Genomic DNA, 18431 nt, shown 5'->3' with positions numbered 1-18431 from the left:
CGATACCGATTGTACGTTACTTTCTTTTTGGGTACCTGTTCCTTTATTATGTCATTTTTGTATACCATAGGTGTGCAATTATTAAAATATCTAAGATTTTAGGTGGCCATTGCGACGGGGCCCACCCCTTACCATTCCGAACAGGGAAGTTAAGACCGTTTGCGCCGATGGTACTGCTATACCAAGTGGGAGAGTAGGTAGCCGCCTTTTTCGAGAACCCCTTTACAGAAATGTAAAGGGGTTTTTTTGTGCCATTTTTTTAAAAAATAGCATAATGCATAATCAATTATAGACCTCCAAACCCAACCAAAAATCCTCCGGAGCGTAAATAATACAAGAATATATTAGAATGTCGTGCTTAAAGTGGTTTGTTGATTTTAATCCGGTAGGCTATATTCTCAAATTATAAATTGAAGTATTACTTCTTAAATAAGTAATACTTTATGGAATGAAAATATTTAAAAAAGGTATGTAATGGGCGTTCACCTAAGAAGGTAGGTGCAGTTGCTACTGATTTGAATTGGAGTGTATCTTTTGTAACGTGGGGCTCAATTTTAGTGCTATACAAACCTGCTATGTTGCTTTTAAATAGAAGTTTATTGTAATTTTGCATAGCAAAAGACTGATTTATATTTAAACGTAGAAACTGAGTTATAGTTTCGCGACAGAGCGAGCGTTCACCCAAACTTTCGTTTCTATTATTGCAGTATATTTCAATAGGATTATATCTTTTTCCTTTTCAAGTCTGGTATTGATGTTTTATAGTTAAAACGAAATCAGCACGCAGTAAAGCGATATCTATCATTATCGGTAATAAATTTATTGTCTTGTCCGGAATATCGACTTCACAGTAGGAGTAAAAATACTGTGCTCCTGCTATTGTGAATGCAACATCGTCAAAGACATTTATATCCTATCGTTCAAATCTAATGTTGATGTATTTGTAGAATTAATTTGTAGGTATATTTAGTCTTCAAAAATGAACATTTGTCTTTTCGGTAGACTTTTTATTAATGTTTTCCCTTTGGTAAGTGTATAATCTTTGATATTGGGAGCGATACAGAATGGAATACAAGACTGAATCAGCATTGATAAGCTTAAAACGACCACGATTCTTTTCATTCTTTCGCAGCATTATTTTAATTTTAAAATCAATAATGATGTCAAGGTATGTTATTATTAATGGACAGTTGGATTTCCACACCCCTTATAGCAACCTTAAAATTGGGTCTAGAAAAAAAAAGACCCACACATTTGTAGGTCTTTTCTATAAGTTGGTATTGAGTTCTTTTTAAACCCTTGGTAAATCTCCATCTCCTTTTACAGGCAAATCAGAGCTTCCCATTAAGAATGTATCTACGTGATAAGCAGCTTCTCGTCCTTCTGAAATTGCCCAAACAATCAAGGATTGTCCTCTACGTTGATCACCTGCAGCAAATACGCCTGGCACGTTGGTTTTATAGTCTTCTTCTGATGCTTTTATATTCGTTCTTTGGTCCATTTGTATTCCAAATTGTTCTGCTAAGGTCGTTTCTGACCCTGTAAATCCAAGTGCTAAAAGGACTAATTCACATTTCCATTCTTTTTCAGTACCTGGCACTTCTTTTAGTTGAGGACGTTGCCCCGGCGTCTTTATCCATTCTACCTCGGCAGTAATCAATCCTTTTAAATTACCCTTAGCATCTCCGACAAAGCGCTTTGTGGAAATACTAAAGAAACGTTCCGCCCCTTCCTTGTGGGAAGAGCTGGTTCTTAGACGCATAGGCCAAAACGGCCAAGGTTGATCTTCTGGTCTATCAGCAGTACCCATGGGCATAATTTCGAAATTCGAAACTGATATTGCACCATGTCGGAAGGAGGTGCCAATACAATCTGAACCTGTATCACCGCCACCTATGACGACTACATTTTTATCTGTAGCTTTTAGTTCTTCGCCTAATTCTTGAATTCCGTCTACACGCTTATTATTTTGACCTAAAAAGTCCATCGCTTGTACAACTCCTTTAAGGTCTGAACCTTCTATGGGTAAATTTCGCTTGACCGTTGCGCCTCCTGTAAGTACTACCGTGTCAAAAGCCGTTTTTAAGTCCTCTGCTGTTTTGTCAACACCGATATGAACACCACATTCAAAAGTGATGCCCTCTTCTTCTAGCACAGCGAGCCTTCTATCAATAATTTGTTTTTCCATTTTAAAATCTGGAATCCCATAGCGTAATAAACCTCCGGGCTTTTCATCGCGTTCAAACACGGTTACTGAATGCCCTGCGCGATTCAATTGTTGCGCAGCTGCAAGGCCAGCAGGCCCCGAACCTACTACAGCAATAGTTTTTCCTGTTCTGGTGAGGGGTGGTTGTGCTGTTATCCATCCTTTTTCAAAAGCTGTTTCTACAATATTTTTTTCTATATTTTCTATGGAAACCGGATCTTCATTTATCCCTAAAACACAAGCTTCTTCACAAGGTGCAGGGCATAGTCTACCTGTAAATTCTGGAAAGTTATTGGTAGAGTGTAAAATCTCACTCGCATTCTCCCATTTCCCACGGTATACGGCGTCATTAAAATCAGGAATTAGATTACCTAAGGGACAGCCGCTATGGCAAAAAGGAATCCCACAATCCATACATCGAGCACCTTGATCTTTTAAATCTTTTTCCGCTAAGGGTACGGTAAATTCCTTGTAATTTTGAACACGTTCACCAACGGGTTTATACGCTTCCACTTTTCTATCGAATTCCAAAAATCCTGTTATCTTTCCCATGTTTCGATTTATATAGTTTGTAATTTTTCTTGTTCCAAACGGATTAAGGCCTGTCTATATTCTTCTGGTAATACCTTAACGAATTTAGGTAAATAGGCTTCCCAGTTTTCCAAAATCCGTTGTGCTAAAGGACTGAGCGTAGCGTTGTAATGACTTTCAATCAAGTCTTTTAATTGCTTAACATCGTGGTCTTCTTTTACTTCCAAAAGGTTGAGAGCTTCTGCATTGCATCTTTTTTTAAAGGTCTTTTTGTCATCCAGAATATAAGCGATACCTCCGCTCATTCCTGCTCCAAAATTCCTACCTACTTCTCCAAGAATTACGGCAATACCTCCTGTCATATATTCACAGCCGTGATCTCCAACACCTTCAACTACAGCTTTGGCGCCCGAGTTTCGTACACAAAAGCGTTCTCCTGCCTTACCGTTTATATAAGCGCGTCCTGCGGTAGCGCCGTAAAGCGTAACATTTCCGGTAATAACATTGTCTTCTGGAATAATCGTACAAGCCTCGGGTACTTTTATGACCAATTTCGCACCTGAAAGTCCTTTGCCCAAGTAATCATTCGTATTTCCATTAACAGTCATGGTTAAACCTCTGGTGGCGAATGCCCCAAAGCTTTGTCCCGCGGATCCTGTGAAATTGAGCTTTAAGGTGTTAATGGGAAGTCCCTGTGCACCATAGATTTTTGATATTTCATTACTAATAATGGCTCCAACAGCTCTATCTGTATTGCATATTGGGAAATCTAAACTGGATTTTTCCTTTCTAAATAGGGAAGGATTTGCCTTGGCAATGATATCAAATTCGATGGATTTATCTATGTCGTGTTGTTGTTTTTGGGTATTGTAAAACTTGGTTCCAGCGGGTACATCTACTTGGTGTAATATAGGTGTCAAATCTATTCCTGCTGCTTTATAGTGGCCTATTGCTTTGTTGCGATCTAATTTTTGAACCTGCCCAACCATCTCATTAACCGTTCTAAAACCAAGTTGGGCCATTATTTCTCTAAGTTCTTGAGCAACAAAGTACATGTAATTCACCACGTGTTCCGGTTTACCATTGAACTTTTTCCGTAGCTCTGGGTTTTGGGTAGCAATACCTACTGGGCATGTATTTAGATGACAAACACGCATCATAATGCAGCCGGAGGCTACTAGAGGTGCGGATGCAAAACCGAACTCCTCTGCTCCTAATAAGCAGGCAATAGCTACATCTCTCCCTGTTTTTAACTGTCCGTCACATTCTAGCACAATCCTATTTCTTAGGTCGTTCATGACCAGTGTTTGTTGTGCCTCGGCTATTCCTAGCTCCCAAGGTAGACCGGCATGCTTTAAGGAAGTAAGTGGAGATGCTCCTGTACCTCCATCAAAACCGGAGACCAAAATAACATCTGCTTTCGCTTTAGCTACACCAGCTGCAACGGTTCCAACACCTACTTCCGATACTAATTTTACATTGATTCTAGCTTTTCTGTTAGCAGATTTCAAATCATATATCAGTTGAGACAAATCTTCAATCGAATAAATATCGTGATGTGGTGGTGGTGAAATCAGGCCCACATAGGGCGTGGAATTTCTTGTTTTTGCGATTTCAGGATTTACCTTCGGACCTGGGAGTTGTCCTCCTTCTCCAGGTTTTGCGCCCTGTGCCATTTTTATCTGTATCTCTTTGGCATTAGTCAGGTAGTTTGATGTTACCCCGAACCTTCCAGATGCTACCTGTTTGATGGCACTGTTCTTCCAATCGCCTGTAGCATTTTTATAAAAACGTTCCTCGTCTTCTCCGCCCTCGCCTGAATTGCTCTTGCCACCTATACGGTTCATGGCGATGGCTAAGTTCTCGTGTGCTTCCTGACTAATAGATCCATAGGACATAGCGCCTGTTTTAAAACGTTTTACTACTTCTGTCCAAGATTCTACCTCTTCCAAAGGAATTGGGTCATAATTAGAAAACTCAAAAAGCCCCCTAATAGTCATCAGATTTTTGGATTGTTCGTTCACCATTCTAGCGTACTCTTTGTACGTATTGGATTCATTACCTCGCACCGCTTGTTGTAGTTTGGCGACGCTCAATGGATTAAACATATGTTTTTCGCCATCTCTTCTCCAGCGGTATTCCCCGCCTATTTCTAAATCTAGACTTGCAGCAACATTCTTTGTTGAAAATGCGTTTTGGTGTCTTTTTGCGATTTCTTTTTCAATCTCATACAAACCGATGCCTTGAATACGTGTGATTGTATTCGGAAAATACTGTTCTACAACCTTTGTATTAATACCGATACATTCAAAAAGTTGGGAGCCACGGTAGGAATTAAGGGTAGAGATGCCAATTTTATTCATGACTTTTAAAATCCCTTTTCCAACGGCCTTATTGTAATTTATTATAGCCTCATCAAAGGATAATTCGGTGATATCCAATTCTTCTATTTGCTCTGCAATAATTTCATTAACCAAGTAAGGGTTTACCGCACTTGCACCAAAACCGAATAACAAGGCAAAATGATGTACTTCCCTCGGTTCTGCGGATTCTATAATCAAGCTGCATTTAGAGCGTTTACCTAGTTTTTGTAGACCACTGTTTACATAGGAACATACTAATAATGCTGGTATGGGCGCGTTTTCTTTATCAATATTTCTATCGGATAGAATAATAATATTAGCTCCGTTGTCAACCTCTTTTGAAGCTTGTGATAAAATTGCCGTAAGCGCATCCTCAAGGCCATTATGCCCTTTTTTGATATTATAAAGCATTGGTATCGAAACTACTTTATAATCCGGACTGGCATCGTAGTTCTTTATTTTATCTAAATCTTCCTTGGATATTACTGGGTTTTGGATTTTTAGTTTTCTACAATGTAATTCTGAAAACTCAAATATGTTTTGGTCGCTACCCAATGTTAAACTTATATCGGTTATTAGCTCCTCTCGAATACCATCCAAAGGTGGGTTGGTCACTTGTGCGAAAAGTTGTTTAAAGTAGTTATATATTAGCTGTGGTCGCTGGGATAGTACCGCTATTGGGGTATCCGCTCCCATGGAACCCATAGGTTCTTTAGCAGTAGACCCCATAGGTAAAATAATGGTATTTATATCTTCTAAGGTATACCCAAAAATAGATTTCCGTTGATTTAATGGTGCCTCGCCTAAAAATAATGGGCAATCATTATATGGAATATCTTTTAGGTGAACCAAGTTGGTGTCTAGCCATGCTGCATAAGGATATTTTTTTGCAATACTTTCTTTTATTTCTTCGTCGTTTATAATCCTACCTTCTTCCATGTCTACCAAAAACATTTTTCCAGGTTCTAAACGGCCGTGAAACAGCACGTTCTCCGGTGCTATTTCTACCACACCTGTTTCAGAAGACATGACAACATAATCATCTTTGGTGACAGAATAGCGAGAAGGGCGCAAACCGTTACGGTCTAATACGGCACCGATACAGTTTCCGTCCGTAAAGGGGATGGATGCCGGTCCGTCCCAAGGTTCCATCATACAAGAATGATATTCGTAAAAGGCTTTTTTAGTCTCCGACATTTCATCATTTTTCTCCCAAGCTTCCGGCACCAATACCATCATTACTTCAGGTAGTGAGCGCCCGGTCATTAATAGAAGTTCGACGACCATATCCATAGTGGCTGAATCTGATTTTCCAGGCAAGATAATGGGGAGTATATTTTTAATTTCATCTCCAAAGAGGTCACTTTTTAATAATTCCTCACGGGATAGCATTCTAGAAACATTACCTCGTAAGGTGTTTATTTCTCCGTTATGGCACATATACCTAAATGGTTGTGCCAAATCCCATGTTGGGAATGTGTTGGTTGAAAAGCGTTGGTGTACTAACGCTAACCGGGTAACCACTCTCGAGTCCAATAAATCAGTGTAAAATAAACTGATATCGTGAGGCATTAAAAGTCCCTTGAAAATAATAATTTTTGTAGACAGACTAGGAACGTAAAAGAATTTACTTTCCGAAAGCTTGGAGTTTATAATGGTATGTTCAGTAACTTTTCTGGCAATAAATAGTCTGAGGTTAAAGTCAAAATAAGTCTGTTCTGGATTTTGTTTGGCTACAAAAAGTTGCTTTACGAATGGCTCGGTTTCCGCAGCGACTCTGCCAGGAATAGAGCGGTTAACAGGTACATCGCGCCAACCCAAAAGTTTTAATCCTTGTTTTTTGATGTTCTCCTCGAAGACGGACTGACAGAAATTACGTTGATTTTCCTTTCTTGGAAAAAATACATTGCTAACTGCGTATTGCTCAGGTTCGGGCAATTCAAAGCTACATTCACTCTGGAAAAAGTCATGGGGTATGTCGATTAAAATACCTGCTCCGTCTCCTGTTTTCCCATCCGAGCTAACTGCTCCTCTATGCTCTAAACGGTCTAGGATTTCCAATGCCTTGTGAATAATGTCATTGGATTTTTTTCCTTTTAGGCTACAAATAAAACCTGCGCCACAGTTATCATGTTCTAATTCCGGTAGGTAGAGCCCTTGTTTCTTCAGCGTCATATATTATGGTATTTTCTCAAAAATATCATTTTATATGAGTAAAGTGCAATGATTTATTAATTATGTTATAAATAATTCAACGTTTTTAAATAATCGTTAAAAAATATTGAATTACGTATTTTTGCCGTGCTCAATTTGTCATATTCATAAAATGAGCTAGGTCTGTTGCTATAACTTGTAGTTTTAATGGGGTTGATAGGGATGTACAGGTGTTCAAACAAAAATACCCCTCTTAAAAAAGGGGTATTTTTGTTTGAATGTAAAGTAATCGATAAGTATACCCTATAAAACACAAGGTATTTAGTGAGTTTGGATAATCAATCTGTTAAAATACTTCTAGAAATCACGATTTTTTGAATCTCTGAGGTGCCTTCATAAATCTGTGTGATTTTTGCATCCCTCATTAATCGTTCTACGTGGTAGTCTTTTACGAAACCATTTCCACCATGAATTTGAACTGCCTCTATTGTGGTGTCCATAGCTACTTGTGATGCGTATAGCTTAGCCATGGCGCCAGAAAGGTCATAGTCTTCATTGCTGTCTTTATCGCAGGCCGCTTTGTATACCAAGTTACGTGCAGCTTCTATATTCGTATGCATGTCTGCGAGCTTAAACGCAATAGCTTGGTGGTTGCTGATTTCGGTTCCAAATGCTTTTCGTTCTTTGGAGTACTTTAGTGCTAATTCGTAGGCTCCGGCAGCAATACCCAAAGCTTGTGCAGCAATACCTATTCGGCCACCTGCAAGTGTTTTCATGGCAAATTTGAATCCAAAGCCGTCTTCTCCAATTCTGTTTTCTTTTGGAACCTTTACATCGTTAAACATTAGGGAATGCGTATCACTGCCTCTAATTCCTAATTTATTCTCTTTAGGTCCCAATTCAAACCCTTTTGCGCCTTTGTCAACAATTAGGGCATTGATTCCTTTGTGTTTTTTATCCTTATCGGTCTGCGCTATCACTAAGTAGACTTCTGCAGAACTGCCGTTGGTAATCCAGTTCTTGGTTCCGTTTAATAAATAATAATCTCCTTTGTCGATTGCAGTCGTTTTTTGTGAAGTAGCGTCACTACCAGCTTCTGGTTCCGATAAGCAAAAGGCTCCAATGATTTCACCAGTTGCTAATCGTGTAAGGTATTTTTCTTTTTGAGCTTCGGTTCCAAATGTTTCCAAACCCCAACATACCAATGAATTATTTACAGATACAATAACTGAGGACGATGCATCTATTTTGGATAATTCTTCCATAACAAGTACATAAGAAAGAGTGTCCAGACCGCTTCCGCCATATTTCGGGTCCACCATCATACCAAGAAAACCTAACTCTCCCATTTTTCGTACTTCGTCGGTAGGGAATTTTTGAGCTTCATCTCGCTCAATTACTCCAGGAAGTAAATCATTTTGTGCAAAATCCCGAGCGGCTTCTTGTATCAGCCTTTGTTCTTCTGTTAGCGTAAAATTCATAGGTTTTATCTTAAAATAACTACCATACAAATATAAGGGTATCCCTTGTATTATTCTCTAAATATCCGTAATTCGATAGTGTTTTCTATTATTTTATTAGTGTGTTTTAGATGCCTTTGTGTAAAAGCTTTTTGATAAGGATGGTTTGCTTTAGTACGCTAAAAGCAGCTTTGCTTGGTTTTTTGATGATATCTATAATATCCAAGCGGTTTTGCTCTATGAATATGGAGTCTAGCTTAATTTATCTTTGGTAACAAGGGCTGAAAAGCTCGGATTTAGTATCAATTACATTGTTTTGAAACTAGAATTAACAATGGGTTAGAAAATATAATTTTAATAGTTTGATTTTCAATTCAACCATTTTTAATCTATATTACATGGCTGAAAAGTATAACATATTGAATATCTTTATTGTTCTTAGTTTGTTTGCTTTACTAAAAAATTATTTTACTACTCCATATTAAACTAAATTAAAATCCAACTGATGATGGAAACTATAATTATTATTGTTTTTTTGGCCGGATACTTGGCCATTACCCTTGAGCACAATTTAAAGATAGACAAGCTGATTCCCGCATTAGCTATGATGGCTATTCTTTGGGCCATAATCGCTTTAAATCATATGTCGGTTTTTGAAGTGAATACCGAGTTGCGAGAGTTGGAACCTACGCATATTGACGAAATATTATTACATCATTTAGGGAAAACTGCGGAAATACTCGTGTTTTTGCTTGGAGCGATGACCATTGTTGAGATTATAGATTATTTTGATGGTTTTGCGACAATAAAAGGATTTATCCGCACCAGAAGTAAAAAGAAATTACTTTGGTTATTTTCAATATTGGCATTTATCTTATCTGCGATAATAGATAACTTAACAGCAACTATTGTATTGATAACTATTCTACAGAAGGTGATAATCGACAGGAATACAAGGTTGTGGTTTGCAGGGATGATTATTATTTCCGCAAATGCTGGTGGAGCATGGTCGCCTATCGGTGATGTTACTACCACAATGCTATGGATTGCCAATAAGGTTACGGCAGGGCAGTTGATTTTACATGTGTTGATACCGTCAATAGTTTGTATGGTAATACCGACGTTAATTGCTGGTAAAAAAAAGGCGTTCCAAGGTGTTATTGAAGGAGATTTTGTTAAAGAGACCCAAAAATCTAAATATGGAGCTACCATGTTATACCTTGGTTTAGGAGCAATTGTATTCGTTCCTTTTTTTAAGACAATCACCCATTTACCTCCTTATGTTGGTATGATGCTTTCGCTAGCGGTAGTAGCTGCTTTTGCAGAAATTTTTAGTAATAAAAAATTCAGTATTTCCTCAGTCGATGGCGGAGAACACGATGAAGGAGGTCACCATAGCCCGGTACATAGCTCGCTTTCTAAAATTGAGCTCCCCAGTATCCTTTTCTTTTTAGGAATTTTATTGGCCGTTGGAGCACTAGAATCTCTTGGTATGCTGTTTCATTATGCCGAGAGTCTTAATACCGCCATTCCGAATACGGATATTGTTGTACTTTTATTTGGTGTAGGGTCCGCCATTATAGACAACGTTCCTTTGGTTGCTGCCAGTATTGGTATGTTCGGTGAGCCTATCGATAATCCACTTTGGCATTTTATAGCGTATTCTGCTGGAACTGGTGGTAGTATGCTTATTATTGGTTCAGCGGCAGGTGTTGTGGCTATGGGAATGGAAAAAATAGATTTTTTTTGGTATCTTAAAAAAATAGCATGGTTGGCATTCATTGGTTTCATTAGTGGTGCCGTGGTATTCGTATTGATGAGAGATTTTGTCCTGAACGTATAATAACATTCTTAAAACACCGTTATAACAGCAAATTCAATAATTGAAAAACACTATGTTATTATTCCAAGATTTGGCCCAAGAGGGAGCCGAAGAAATACTTTCTGAGGAAAAGACCTTATCTGTTATAGATTTGGTTTTTAATGGTGGTACAGGAAGTGTGATTATTATTTCCGTACTTTTTCTAATGCTAGGTGTTGCGCTATATATATATTTCGAGCGTCTATTGGCTGTGAATGCAGCTTCTAAAATCGACAAGAACTTTATGAATCAGATACGAGATCATGTCACAACTGGTAAATTAGAGGCGGCAAAATTACTTTGCGCGCAAACCGATTCTCCTGTTGCTAGGTTAACAGAAAAGGGAATATCTAGAATTGGGAAGCCTCTGGACGACATCAACACGGCTATTGAAAATGCAGGGACTTTAGAGGTGTACAAATTGGAGAAGAACGTTAGTGTTCTTGCCACCGTAGCAGGTGCTGCGCCAATGATCGGATTCTTAGGTACTGTAATCGGAATGATTTTAGCCTTTCATGAAATGGCAATTAGTGGTGGTCAGGCACAAATGGGTTCTTTGGCCTCAGGTATTTACACTGCAATGACCACTACGGTAGCAGGTTTGATTGTTGGTATTATTGCATATATAGGGTATAATCACCTAGTGAATAGAACGGATAAAGTTGTTCATAAAATGGAAGCGAATGCCGTAGAATTCCTAGATCTTTTGAACGAACCACTTTAATTCTTCATTATGAAACTAAAAGGAAGGAATAAGGTGAGTCCGGATTTCAGTATGTCATCTATGACAGATATTGTATTCCTGTTGTTAATATTCTTTATGTTAACGGCAAACTCGCCTAACGCATTAGATTTATTATTACCAAAAGCGAAAGGAAAGTCTACCAACACACAGAATGTTTCTGTAAGTATCGATAAGAACTTACAATACTATGTGAACGACGAGAGAATTAATGGGGAGTATATTGAAATTGAACTAAAAAAAGCACTCGAAGGTCAAGACAAACCTACAATTATTCTAAGGGCAGAGGAGAGCGTTGCCATCAAAGAGGCAGTAAACGTTATGGCTATAGCCAATAGAAACAATTATAAGGTTATTTTGGCAGTGAGGCCCAACTAATGGCGTTTCTAGACACTACACATAAAAAGAAATCTTTTACATTAACAACATTACTTCTAAGTGCACTGTTGTTAGTGCTTTTTTATATAGGTCTAACTTACATGGACCCACCAATAGAGAATGGTATCTCTGTGAATTTTGGTACTACGGATTTTGGTAGTGGCAGCGTTCAGCCTAAGGAAAAAATTAAGTCTGAACCATTAGATACGCCCCCTGTGGAGTCATCAAAACAAGAAGTGGCACAGCAAATTGAAGAAATTGAGGAGGACATACCTGAAGAAACTGCTGATGAGCCTGCGCCATCTGAAAAGGTACTTACCCAAGAAAATGAGGAATCCATCCGAATAAAAAAAGCCGAAGAAGCAAAACGAAAAGCAGAAAATACAGCTGCTGAAGCCAAGCGAAAGGCTGATAATGAGGCTAAAAAGTTGAAAACGGAGGTCGCACGTGTAGCAAAAGAAAAGCGTGATGCCGAAGAACTTGCACTACGAGAGCAACAAGCAAAAAAGGACAAGTTGGATGCCCTTATGGGTGGCCTTAATAAATCTGATGGGACCGTTTCTGGTAGTGAAGGAGATAGCAATAACGTCGGTGATAAAGGAAGTCCGGACGGCAATCCGTATGCAACTAGTTATTATGGTAGTCCCGGTTCTGGCCGCGGAATAGGTGGGTACGGACTTAATGGAAGATCTTTGGTCAACAAAGGTAAAGTTCCACAAGAATGTAACGAATCTGGTAGAGTGGTTGTTAAAATTGTGGTAGATAAAAACGGAAAGGTGATTACCGCTACGCCAGGTGTTCGGGGCACCACTAACAATAACCCCTGTTTATTGGAGCCTGCAAAAAAGACGGCTTTTTTGCATAAATGGAATTTGGATTCCAATGCACCTAATCAGCAGGTTGGTTTCGTTGTGGTTAATTTCAAACTGGGAGAATGACCTATACAGAAACTTTGGACTGGATGTTCGCCCAGCTTCCAATGTATCAACAAAAAGGAAAAATAGCGTATAATTCTAAGTTAGATGGCATTCTAACCTTAACTAATCATCTAGATAACCCACAGAAGCAATTCAAAAGTATTCATGTAGCGGGAACCAACGGCAAAGGCTCTAGTAGCCATATGTTGGCCTCGATTCTGCAAGAGGCAGGCTATAGGGTAGGCTTGTATACATCGCCGCACTTAAAAGATTTTAGGGAACGCATACGAATAAATGGAAAGCCTGTAAGTGAAACCTATGTAGTTAATTTTATTGCTGCTCACAAAGGTTTTATCGAAGCACGTAGCTTTTCTTTTTTCGAAATGACCGTAGGTATGGCGTTCGACTATTTTGCAAAAGAAAATGTAGATGTTGCTGTGATAGAAGTTGGGTTAGGGGGTAGGTTGGATTCTACGAATATTATAATTCCAGAGATTACGCTCATTACCAATATTGGGTACGACCATATGGATATACTTGGGGATACTTTAGAGAAAATAGCAGTAGAGAAGGCCGGAGTCATCAAACAGCATGTTCCAGTCGTTGTAAGTGAATATCAACCTGATATTGCTTTGGTATTTCTAGAGAAAGCCAATGAAAAAATGTCAGAAATTACCTTTGCAAGTCAAAAGAAGCTGTCTTTTTATCCTACTTCTTTATTAGGCGATTATCAAAAAAGAAATATAAAAGGTGTGCTAGTTACTTTAGATAAGTTAAAAAATTTCAAGGTAGATGAAGCTCATATCAAGAACGGACTACAAAACGTTGTTATGAATACGGGACTTCAAGGACGGTGGCAACTATTAAGGAAGAACCCAAAGGTTATCTGTGATACGGCACATAACTTAGAAGGCCTCTCTTTGGTTTTAGCTCAGCTTCTAAAAGAGAATTATAAGACCTTGCATTTCGTTTTGGGATTTGTGAAGGAAAAGGATTTGGATGCTATTCTGCCGTTGTTCCCAACAAATGCATGCTATTATTTTTGCAAACCGAATATTCCAAGAGGATTAAATGCTGAAATACTGCTGGAGCAGGCAAAAAAATATAATTTGAAAGGGAGGTGCTATGCTAGCGTTATGGATGCGTATAAAGCTGTAAATGAGCAGGCTTCAAAAGCTGATTTGATTTATATTGGTGGCAGTAATTTTACGGTAGCCGAAGTTCTTTAAATTTTATTGATTTTTCTTTTGGGGTACATAAAACTATTCTATATTTGCACTCCTTTTGGGGCTCTTAGCTCAGTTGGTTCAGAGCACCTGCCTTACAAGCAGGGGGTCACTGGTTCGAATCCAGTAGGGCCCACACTAAAAAACTTCCGAGAAATCGGAAGTTTTTGTTTTAAAATTTCTTTTTTTAAGGATTATTCTACAGTGTCAAAAATTTCATCCACGTACATGTATACCAACTATCATTCTTTACACTCGTAGCGAGATGGTTCTCGTTAATTAAACAACATTTTATAGATTTTGGGAACCACCCTGTGTAGTTCGTCGATTTTTTTCTTTTTTTTTGGTATTTGATAGGCTAAAAAGATACTTTCACCGTATTAAGGTTATAATTCATCAGTACGAATTCATAATTTATTTTAGTTTATTATGAATTCTGAAAATGGGTTATGTGCAAAAGCCTTATAAATTAGAGAATATTTTTATATCAAGGATGTCCCCCAATTCTTACACAGATTAAACATATCAATTAACTCCACTAAGCACGTATTTATTATGAAAACAAAAATTACTTTATTTTTATTACTGCAAGTTTTTTGCTTAAATCATATCAATGCCCAATGTTCGGGTGTAGACTTTGAAGAACAAAATGGTATTGCTATTTTGGAAATGGAATCCAAGAGTAACAGCGGTTTTAAAAATGAGGCGTTCTCAGGTGCATCTAACGGGCGAACTTTGGCATACCGAGGTAGCGACTCCTTCAATAATCCAGGTAGTTCAACTCTAACCTATAGCGTTAGAATAACTTCTCCTGGGACATATAGGTTTGTCTGGCGGAACAAAATAGGAATAATAGCTTCCTCAAATGCTAGTACCGAGCATAATGACGCTTGGTTAAAAATTAATGCTTCTAATTTTTATGGACAACGAGGTTCTGGTAGGGTTTACCCAGGAGGGTCAGGTAAATCACCTGTTGCAGAAGGTTCTACATCGGGAGGTTGGTTTAAAGTCTATACCAATACGATCGACTGGAGTTATACTACAAACACAAGTGATTTTGACGCACATGCTATTTATGCTTCCTTTAATAGCGCTGGCACCTACACGATTCAAGTATCGGGTAGATCTAAAGGGCATTTTATAGACAGAATGGTACTTTACAAAGAAAGTATGTACAGTTCCACTCAGGCCCAAAGTCTTTCAAGAGGGCAAACGAATTGTTCCGGTGGCACACCACCACCGCCACCACCACCACCAACGCCACCGGCAGATAACGTTTCTCCTGTGGTAACGTTCACTAATATTTCTAATAATCAGGTTTTTGATTTAGGAGATAGCGTAACCATTGCTCTAAATGCCAGTGACTCTGACGGAACTGTGGTTAAGCATGAGATATTCGTTAATGGCAGTCTTGTAGATACAGACGGATTAAATTATTCACCTTATCAATTAGTATTTAATCAGCTAACAAATTATACGGTAAAAACTTCTGTTACGGATAATGATGGAGCGGTAACCTCCAACACTGTTGCTTTGGTTATTGAGGGCGATGGTTCAACACCACCACCAGTACCACCCGGGGATAATGCTTCTCCTATGGTAGGGTTCACGAATATTTCTAATAATCAGGTTTTTGATTTGGGAGATAGGACGAGCATAGCTTTGAATGCTGGTGATTCTGACGGAACTATAGTTAAGTACGAGATATTCGTTAATGGTAGTCTTGTGGATACTGACGGGTTAGATTATACACCTTATCTATTAGTGTTTAATCAGCTTGGAAGTTATACGGTAAAAGCGTCTGTCACCGATAATGATGGAGCGGTAACCTCCAACACTGTTACTTTGGTTGTTGAGGACGATGGTTCAACACCACCACCAGCACCACCCGGGGATAATGCTTCTCCTATGGTAGGGTTCACGAATATTTCTAATAATCAGGTTTTCGATTTGGGAGATAGCGTAAGCATAGCTTTGAATGCTGGTGATTCTGACGGAACTGTAGTTAAGTACGAGATATTCGTTAATGGTAGTCTTGTGGATACTGACGGGTTAGATTATACCCCTTATCCATTAGTGTTTAATCAGCTTGGAAATTATGCGGTAAAAGTTTTTGTTACGGATAATGATGGAGCTATAACCTCTGAAACCATTACCTTAATTGTAGGTGAGGATACTCCTCCAACTCCTCCAACTCCTTCTGAAAATAGCTTACCAAACGTAAGCTTTGTAAACTTGACTAATGGGGAAAACTTTAGTGTAGGAGAGACCATAACCGTTAATTTAAATGCTTCTGATGCTGATGGTAGCATAGTAAAACATCAAATTTTTGTAAATAACAATCTAGTAGATACGGATGGGGTCTTATTTACGCCATATTTAATTAATAATGCTCAAGTTGGTGATTTCACAATAAATGCTACTGTAACCGACAATGAAGGTGCAATAGTATCAAAAATAATTACGGTTAAGGTTTCTGATGGTAGTTCTTCACCTTTAAATACAGCTCCTACAGTAGCATTTTTGTCACCTATAGATGGCCAAGTTTTAACTATTGGAAGTGATGTTATAGTTAATTTGAATGCTTCGGATACTGATGGTAGTATAGTGAAATATCAAATTTTTATTAATAATAGATTAGTAGATACTGATGGAGCTAATTTTACACCTTACGTTATTAATAATTTGAAATCAGGTACATATGATTTAAGAGCAGAAGTTACTGATAATGAAGGTACAGTTTCGAGCGCTTCTATAGTAGTATCTGCAGGTGGAATTACTGGTTTTAAACTTCAGGCCTATAATGTAACTGAAGCTACTTATGTCTATCCTAATCCGATTTTTTCAGATGAAATTCTAACTATACAGCTTAACGAAAAAAGTAATGCTCCCTATGATTATAGCGTCATTAGTACAGCAGGTGCTCAAGTAGGGGAAGGAAGTTTCTTAACGATTGATGGGCAGGCAGAAATTGATTTTAATATTCCTTCCTGGGTTAAAGGTGTATACTATGTTAAAGTATTTTCTGCTGGGAAAATTATAGAAACAATTCCATTAATTAGGAAATGATTATTTTTGGGTCTTCATGAAAAGACTAACCCTATGGTTTTTCATGGAGACCCTTTTTATATTATGGGATATTAGCTCAGTTGGTTTAGAGCGCTGCCTTGACAGGGCAGAGGTCACCGGTTCGAATCCAGTATATCCCACTATATTTCAAAGGCTCTGGTAAGGATTGAAACTCTAATTAGGGTGATTTTTTTAAATGGAATCTAACATACGTTCCAAAGCCATTCCTCTAGAACCTTTTATAAAAAGTGTAGCGCCTGTTTGAATGCTATTCGCTATTAAAAAGTCGGCTACTTCATCATATGTTTTGAACTTATTATAGTCGCTCTGTACCTTAAAGAAGTTTTCTCCGATTAGATATGCGTTTTCGAAGCCTAGTTGTTTTGTAAGTTCAGCAATAGCTTGATGTTCTGCGTGGGCTGTATCGCCCAGTTCAAACATATCGCCTAAAAACACTATTTTAGTTTTGGCTTTTAGGTTGGCGAAATTTTCAAGGGCTGCCGTCATACTGCTCGGGTTGGCGTTATAAGCGTCTAAAATAACGGTAAAACCATTTTTTTCTAATACCTGTGATCTATTGTTGTCAGGTAGGTAATTCTCTAATCCTTTTTTAATTTGTGCTAAGGGGACATTAAAATACGTTCCCATAATAATAGCAGCACAGCAATTAGTGAAATTATAACTCCCTATCAATTGGGTTTTAATCGTAGTTCCTTCAACAGTAATTTCTACAAAAGGATCTGCCGCGGTCATTGTAATGTTGTAAAATTTGGAATCTGTTGTGCTAAAACCGTATTTGTGAACATAATGGTCTAATTTCTCTTTTTGAATGGGGTCGTCGGCATTCATGAACACCGCTTTACCATTCGCTGTAAGATAATCGTACAGTTCACTTTTTCCTTTTATAACGCCTTCTACACCGCCAAACCCCTCTAAATGCGCCTTTCCAAAATTTGTAATATAGCCGTAATCAGGTGCTGCAATGCTGCTGAGGAATGCTATTTCTTTTTGATGGTTCGCCCCCATTTCTATAATAGTAATTTCTGTACAGGGGCTAATATCAAGCAGGCTTAATGGGACACCAATATGATTGTTGAGATTTCCTTTGGTGGCAATTGTTTTATATTTTTTAGATAATACTGCGTTTATGAGCTCTTTGGTTGTGGTCTTTCCATTACTTCCGGTTAGTGAAATAACTTTGGTATCGCAATACTGTCTATGAAAGCTGGCTAACTTCTGCAAGGTGGTTAATACATCAGCAACAAGGATAGTCCTTTCGCTAATTGCGAATTCCTTCTCATCTATGATTACATAGGACGCTCCTTTTTCAATCGCTTTAAGTGCATATTCGTTGCCATTGAAATTATCACCTTTCAGCGCGAAGAAAATATCGTTTTTACTTATTTTCCTTGTGTCTGTACTTACGTTGGGATGTAGAAGAAATAGTTGGTGTAATTCGGCTATATTCATAAAATCGAAGATAAAAAAAAGCCCTTTAAAAAAGGGCTTTGTTAGTATCGAAAA

10 protein-coding genes, 2 tRNA genes and 1 rRNA gene are annotated in these 18431 nt (G+C 38.2%); 9 read left to right on the top strand and 4 right to left on the bottom strand.

Translation table 11 applies throughout. The annotated features are described in order from the left end of the window. Positions 1-98: 98 nt before the first annotated feature. Positions 99-210 (top strand): 5S ribosomal RNA (rrf, locus tag Q360_RS0112550). A 1081-nt stretch (positions 211-1291) separates the two neighbouring features. Here the strand turns inward: rrf and Q360_RS0112540 are convergent. The 3 genes from Q360_RS0112540 to Q360_RS0112530 all read right to left on the bottom strand — a co-directional run bounded on the left by Q360_RS0112540 (position 1292) and on the right by Q360_RS0112530 (position 8735). Next, positions 1292-2758 (bottom strand): glutamate synthase subunit beta, encoded by a 1467-nt coding sequence (locus tag Q360_RS0112540; RefSeq protein WP_027077424.1) that lies wholly within the window; start codon positions 2756-2758, stop codon positions 1292-1294. Positions 2759-2766: 8 nt separating this feature from the next. Further along, complete coding sequence (gene gltB, locus Q360_RS0112535) at positions 2767-7275, bottom strand: glutamate synthase large subunit (protein ID WP_027077423.1); 4509 nt, start codon at positions 7273-7275, stop codon at positions 2767-2769. 317 nt (positions 7276-7592) lie between these two features. Beyond that, positions 7593-8735, bottom strand: coding sequence for an acyl-CoA dehydrogenase (locus Q360_RS0112530; protein WP_027077422.1), 1143 nt, complete (start codon positions 8733-8735; stop codon positions 7593-7595). A gap of 487 nt (positions 8736-9222) precedes the next feature. Between Q360_RS0112530 and nhaD the strand changes: the two genes are divergently transcribed. From nhaD to Q360_RS0112490, 8 genes are all read left to right on the top strand, one after another. Beyond that, positions 9223-10557: a sodium:proton antiporter NhaD gene (nhaD, locus tag Q360_RS0112525; protein ID WP_027077421.1), complete on the top strand. Its 1335-nt coding sequence runs from the start codon at positions 9223-9225 to the stop codon at positions 10555-10557. 52 nt (positions 10558-10609) lie between these two features. Continuing rightward, entirely contained in the window at positions 10610-11299 is a 690-nt protein-coding gene (locus Q360_RS0112520; RefSeq protein ID WP_027077420.1) for a MotA/TolQ/ExbB proton channel family protein, read from the top strand. Positions 11300-11308: 9 nt separating this feature from the next. Next, complete coding sequence (locus Q360_RS0112515; RefSeq protein ID WP_027077419.1) at positions 11309-11695, top strand: ExbD/TolR family protein; 387 nt, start codon at positions 11309-11311, stop codon at positions 11693-11695. Further along, positions 11695-12633 (top strand): energy transducer TonB, encoded by a 939-nt coding sequence (locus Q360_RS0112510; protein ID WP_027077418.1) that lies wholly within the window; start codon positions 11695-11697, stop codon positions 12631-12633. Before Q360_RS0112515 ends, Q360_RS0112510 begins: the two co-directional genes overlap by 1 nt. Then, positions 12630-13841 carry a bifunctional folylpolyglutamate synthase/dihydrofolate synthase gene (locus tag Q360_RS0112505; protein WP_027077417.1) on the top strand — a complete coding sequence of 404 codons (1212 nt, stop codon included), beginning with the start codon at positions 12630-12632 and terminating at the stop codon, positions 13839-13841. The genes Q360_RS0112510 and Q360_RS0112505 overlap by 4 nt, the downstream gene beginning before the upstream one ends. A 58-nt stretch (positions 13842-13899) precedes the next feature. Beyond that, positions 13900-13974 (top strand) — tRNA-Val (locus Q360_RS0112500). A gap of 419 nt (positions 13975-14393) precedes the next feature. Then, complete coding sequence (locus tag Q360_RS0112495; protein WP_027077416.1) at positions 14394-16907, top strand: Ig-like domain-containing protein; 2514 nt, start codon at positions 14394-14396, stop codon at positions 16905-16907. Positions 16908-16972: 65 nt separating this feature from the next. Further along, positions 16973-17047: transfer RNA gene (locus Q360_RS0112490), tRNA-Val, on the top strand. A 52-nt stretch (positions 17048-17099) separates the two neighbouring features. Here the strand turns inward: Q360_RS0112490 and Q360_RS0112485 are convergent. Further along, positions 17100-18377: a UDP-N-acetylmuramoyl-tripeptide--D-alanyl-D-alanine ligase gene (locus Q360_RS0112485; RefSeq protein ID WP_027077415.1), complete on the bottom strand. Its 1278-nt coding sequence runs from the start codon at positions 18375-18377 to the stop codon at positions 17100-17102. Positions 18378-18431: the final 54 nt, after the last annotated feature.

Source organism: Maribacter antarcticus DSM 21422 (assembly GCF_000621125.1).
GTDB lineage: Bacteria > Bacteroidota > Bacteroidia > Flavobacteriales > Flavobacteriaceae > Maribacter > Maribacter antarcticus.
This window is presented reverse-complemented; position numbering and strand designations above follow the sequence as displayed.

Bases quoted from the DNA above. Each gene is read 5' to 3' on its own strand.
- Q360_RS0112505 (WP_027077417.1), top strand. From the start codon at position 12,630: ATGACCTATACAGAAACTTTGGACTGGATGTTCGCCCAGCTTCCAATG.
- nhaD (WP_027077421.1), top strand. From the start codon at position 9,223: ATGGAAACTATAATTATTATTGTTTTTTTGGCCGGATACTTGGCCATT.
- Q360_RS0112530 (WP_027077422.1), bottom strand. From the start codon at position 8,735: ATGAATTTTACGCTAACAGAAGAACAAAGGCTGATACAAGAAGCCGCT.
- Q360_RS0112515 (WP_027077419.1), top strand. From the start codon at position 11,309: ATGAAACTAAAAGGAAGGAATAAGGTGAGTCCGGATTTCAGTATGTCA.
- Q360_RS0112485 (WP_027077415.1), bottom strand. From the start codon at position 18,377: ATGAATATAGCCGAATTACACCAACTATTTCTTCTACATCCCAACGTA.
- Q360_RS0112495 (WP_027077416.1), top strand. From the start codon at position 14,394: ATGAAAACAAAAATTACTTTATTTTTATTACTGCAAGTTTTTTGCTTA.
- Q360_RS0112540 (WP_027077424.1), bottom strand. From the start codon at position 2,758: ATGGGAAAGATAACAGGATTTTTGGAATTCGATAGAAAAGTGGAAGCG.
- Q360_RS0112510 (WP_027077418.1), top strand. From the start codon at position 11,695: ATGGCGTTTCTAGACACTACACATAAAAAGAAATCTTTTACATTAACA.
- Q360_RS0112520 (WP_027077420.1), top strand. From the start codon at position 10,610: ATGTTATTATTCCAAGATTTGGCCCAAGAGGGAGCCGAAGAAATACTT.
- gltB (WP_027077423.1), bottom strand. From the start codon at position 7,275: ATGACGCTGAAGAAACAAGGGCTCTACCTACCGGAATTAGAACATGAT.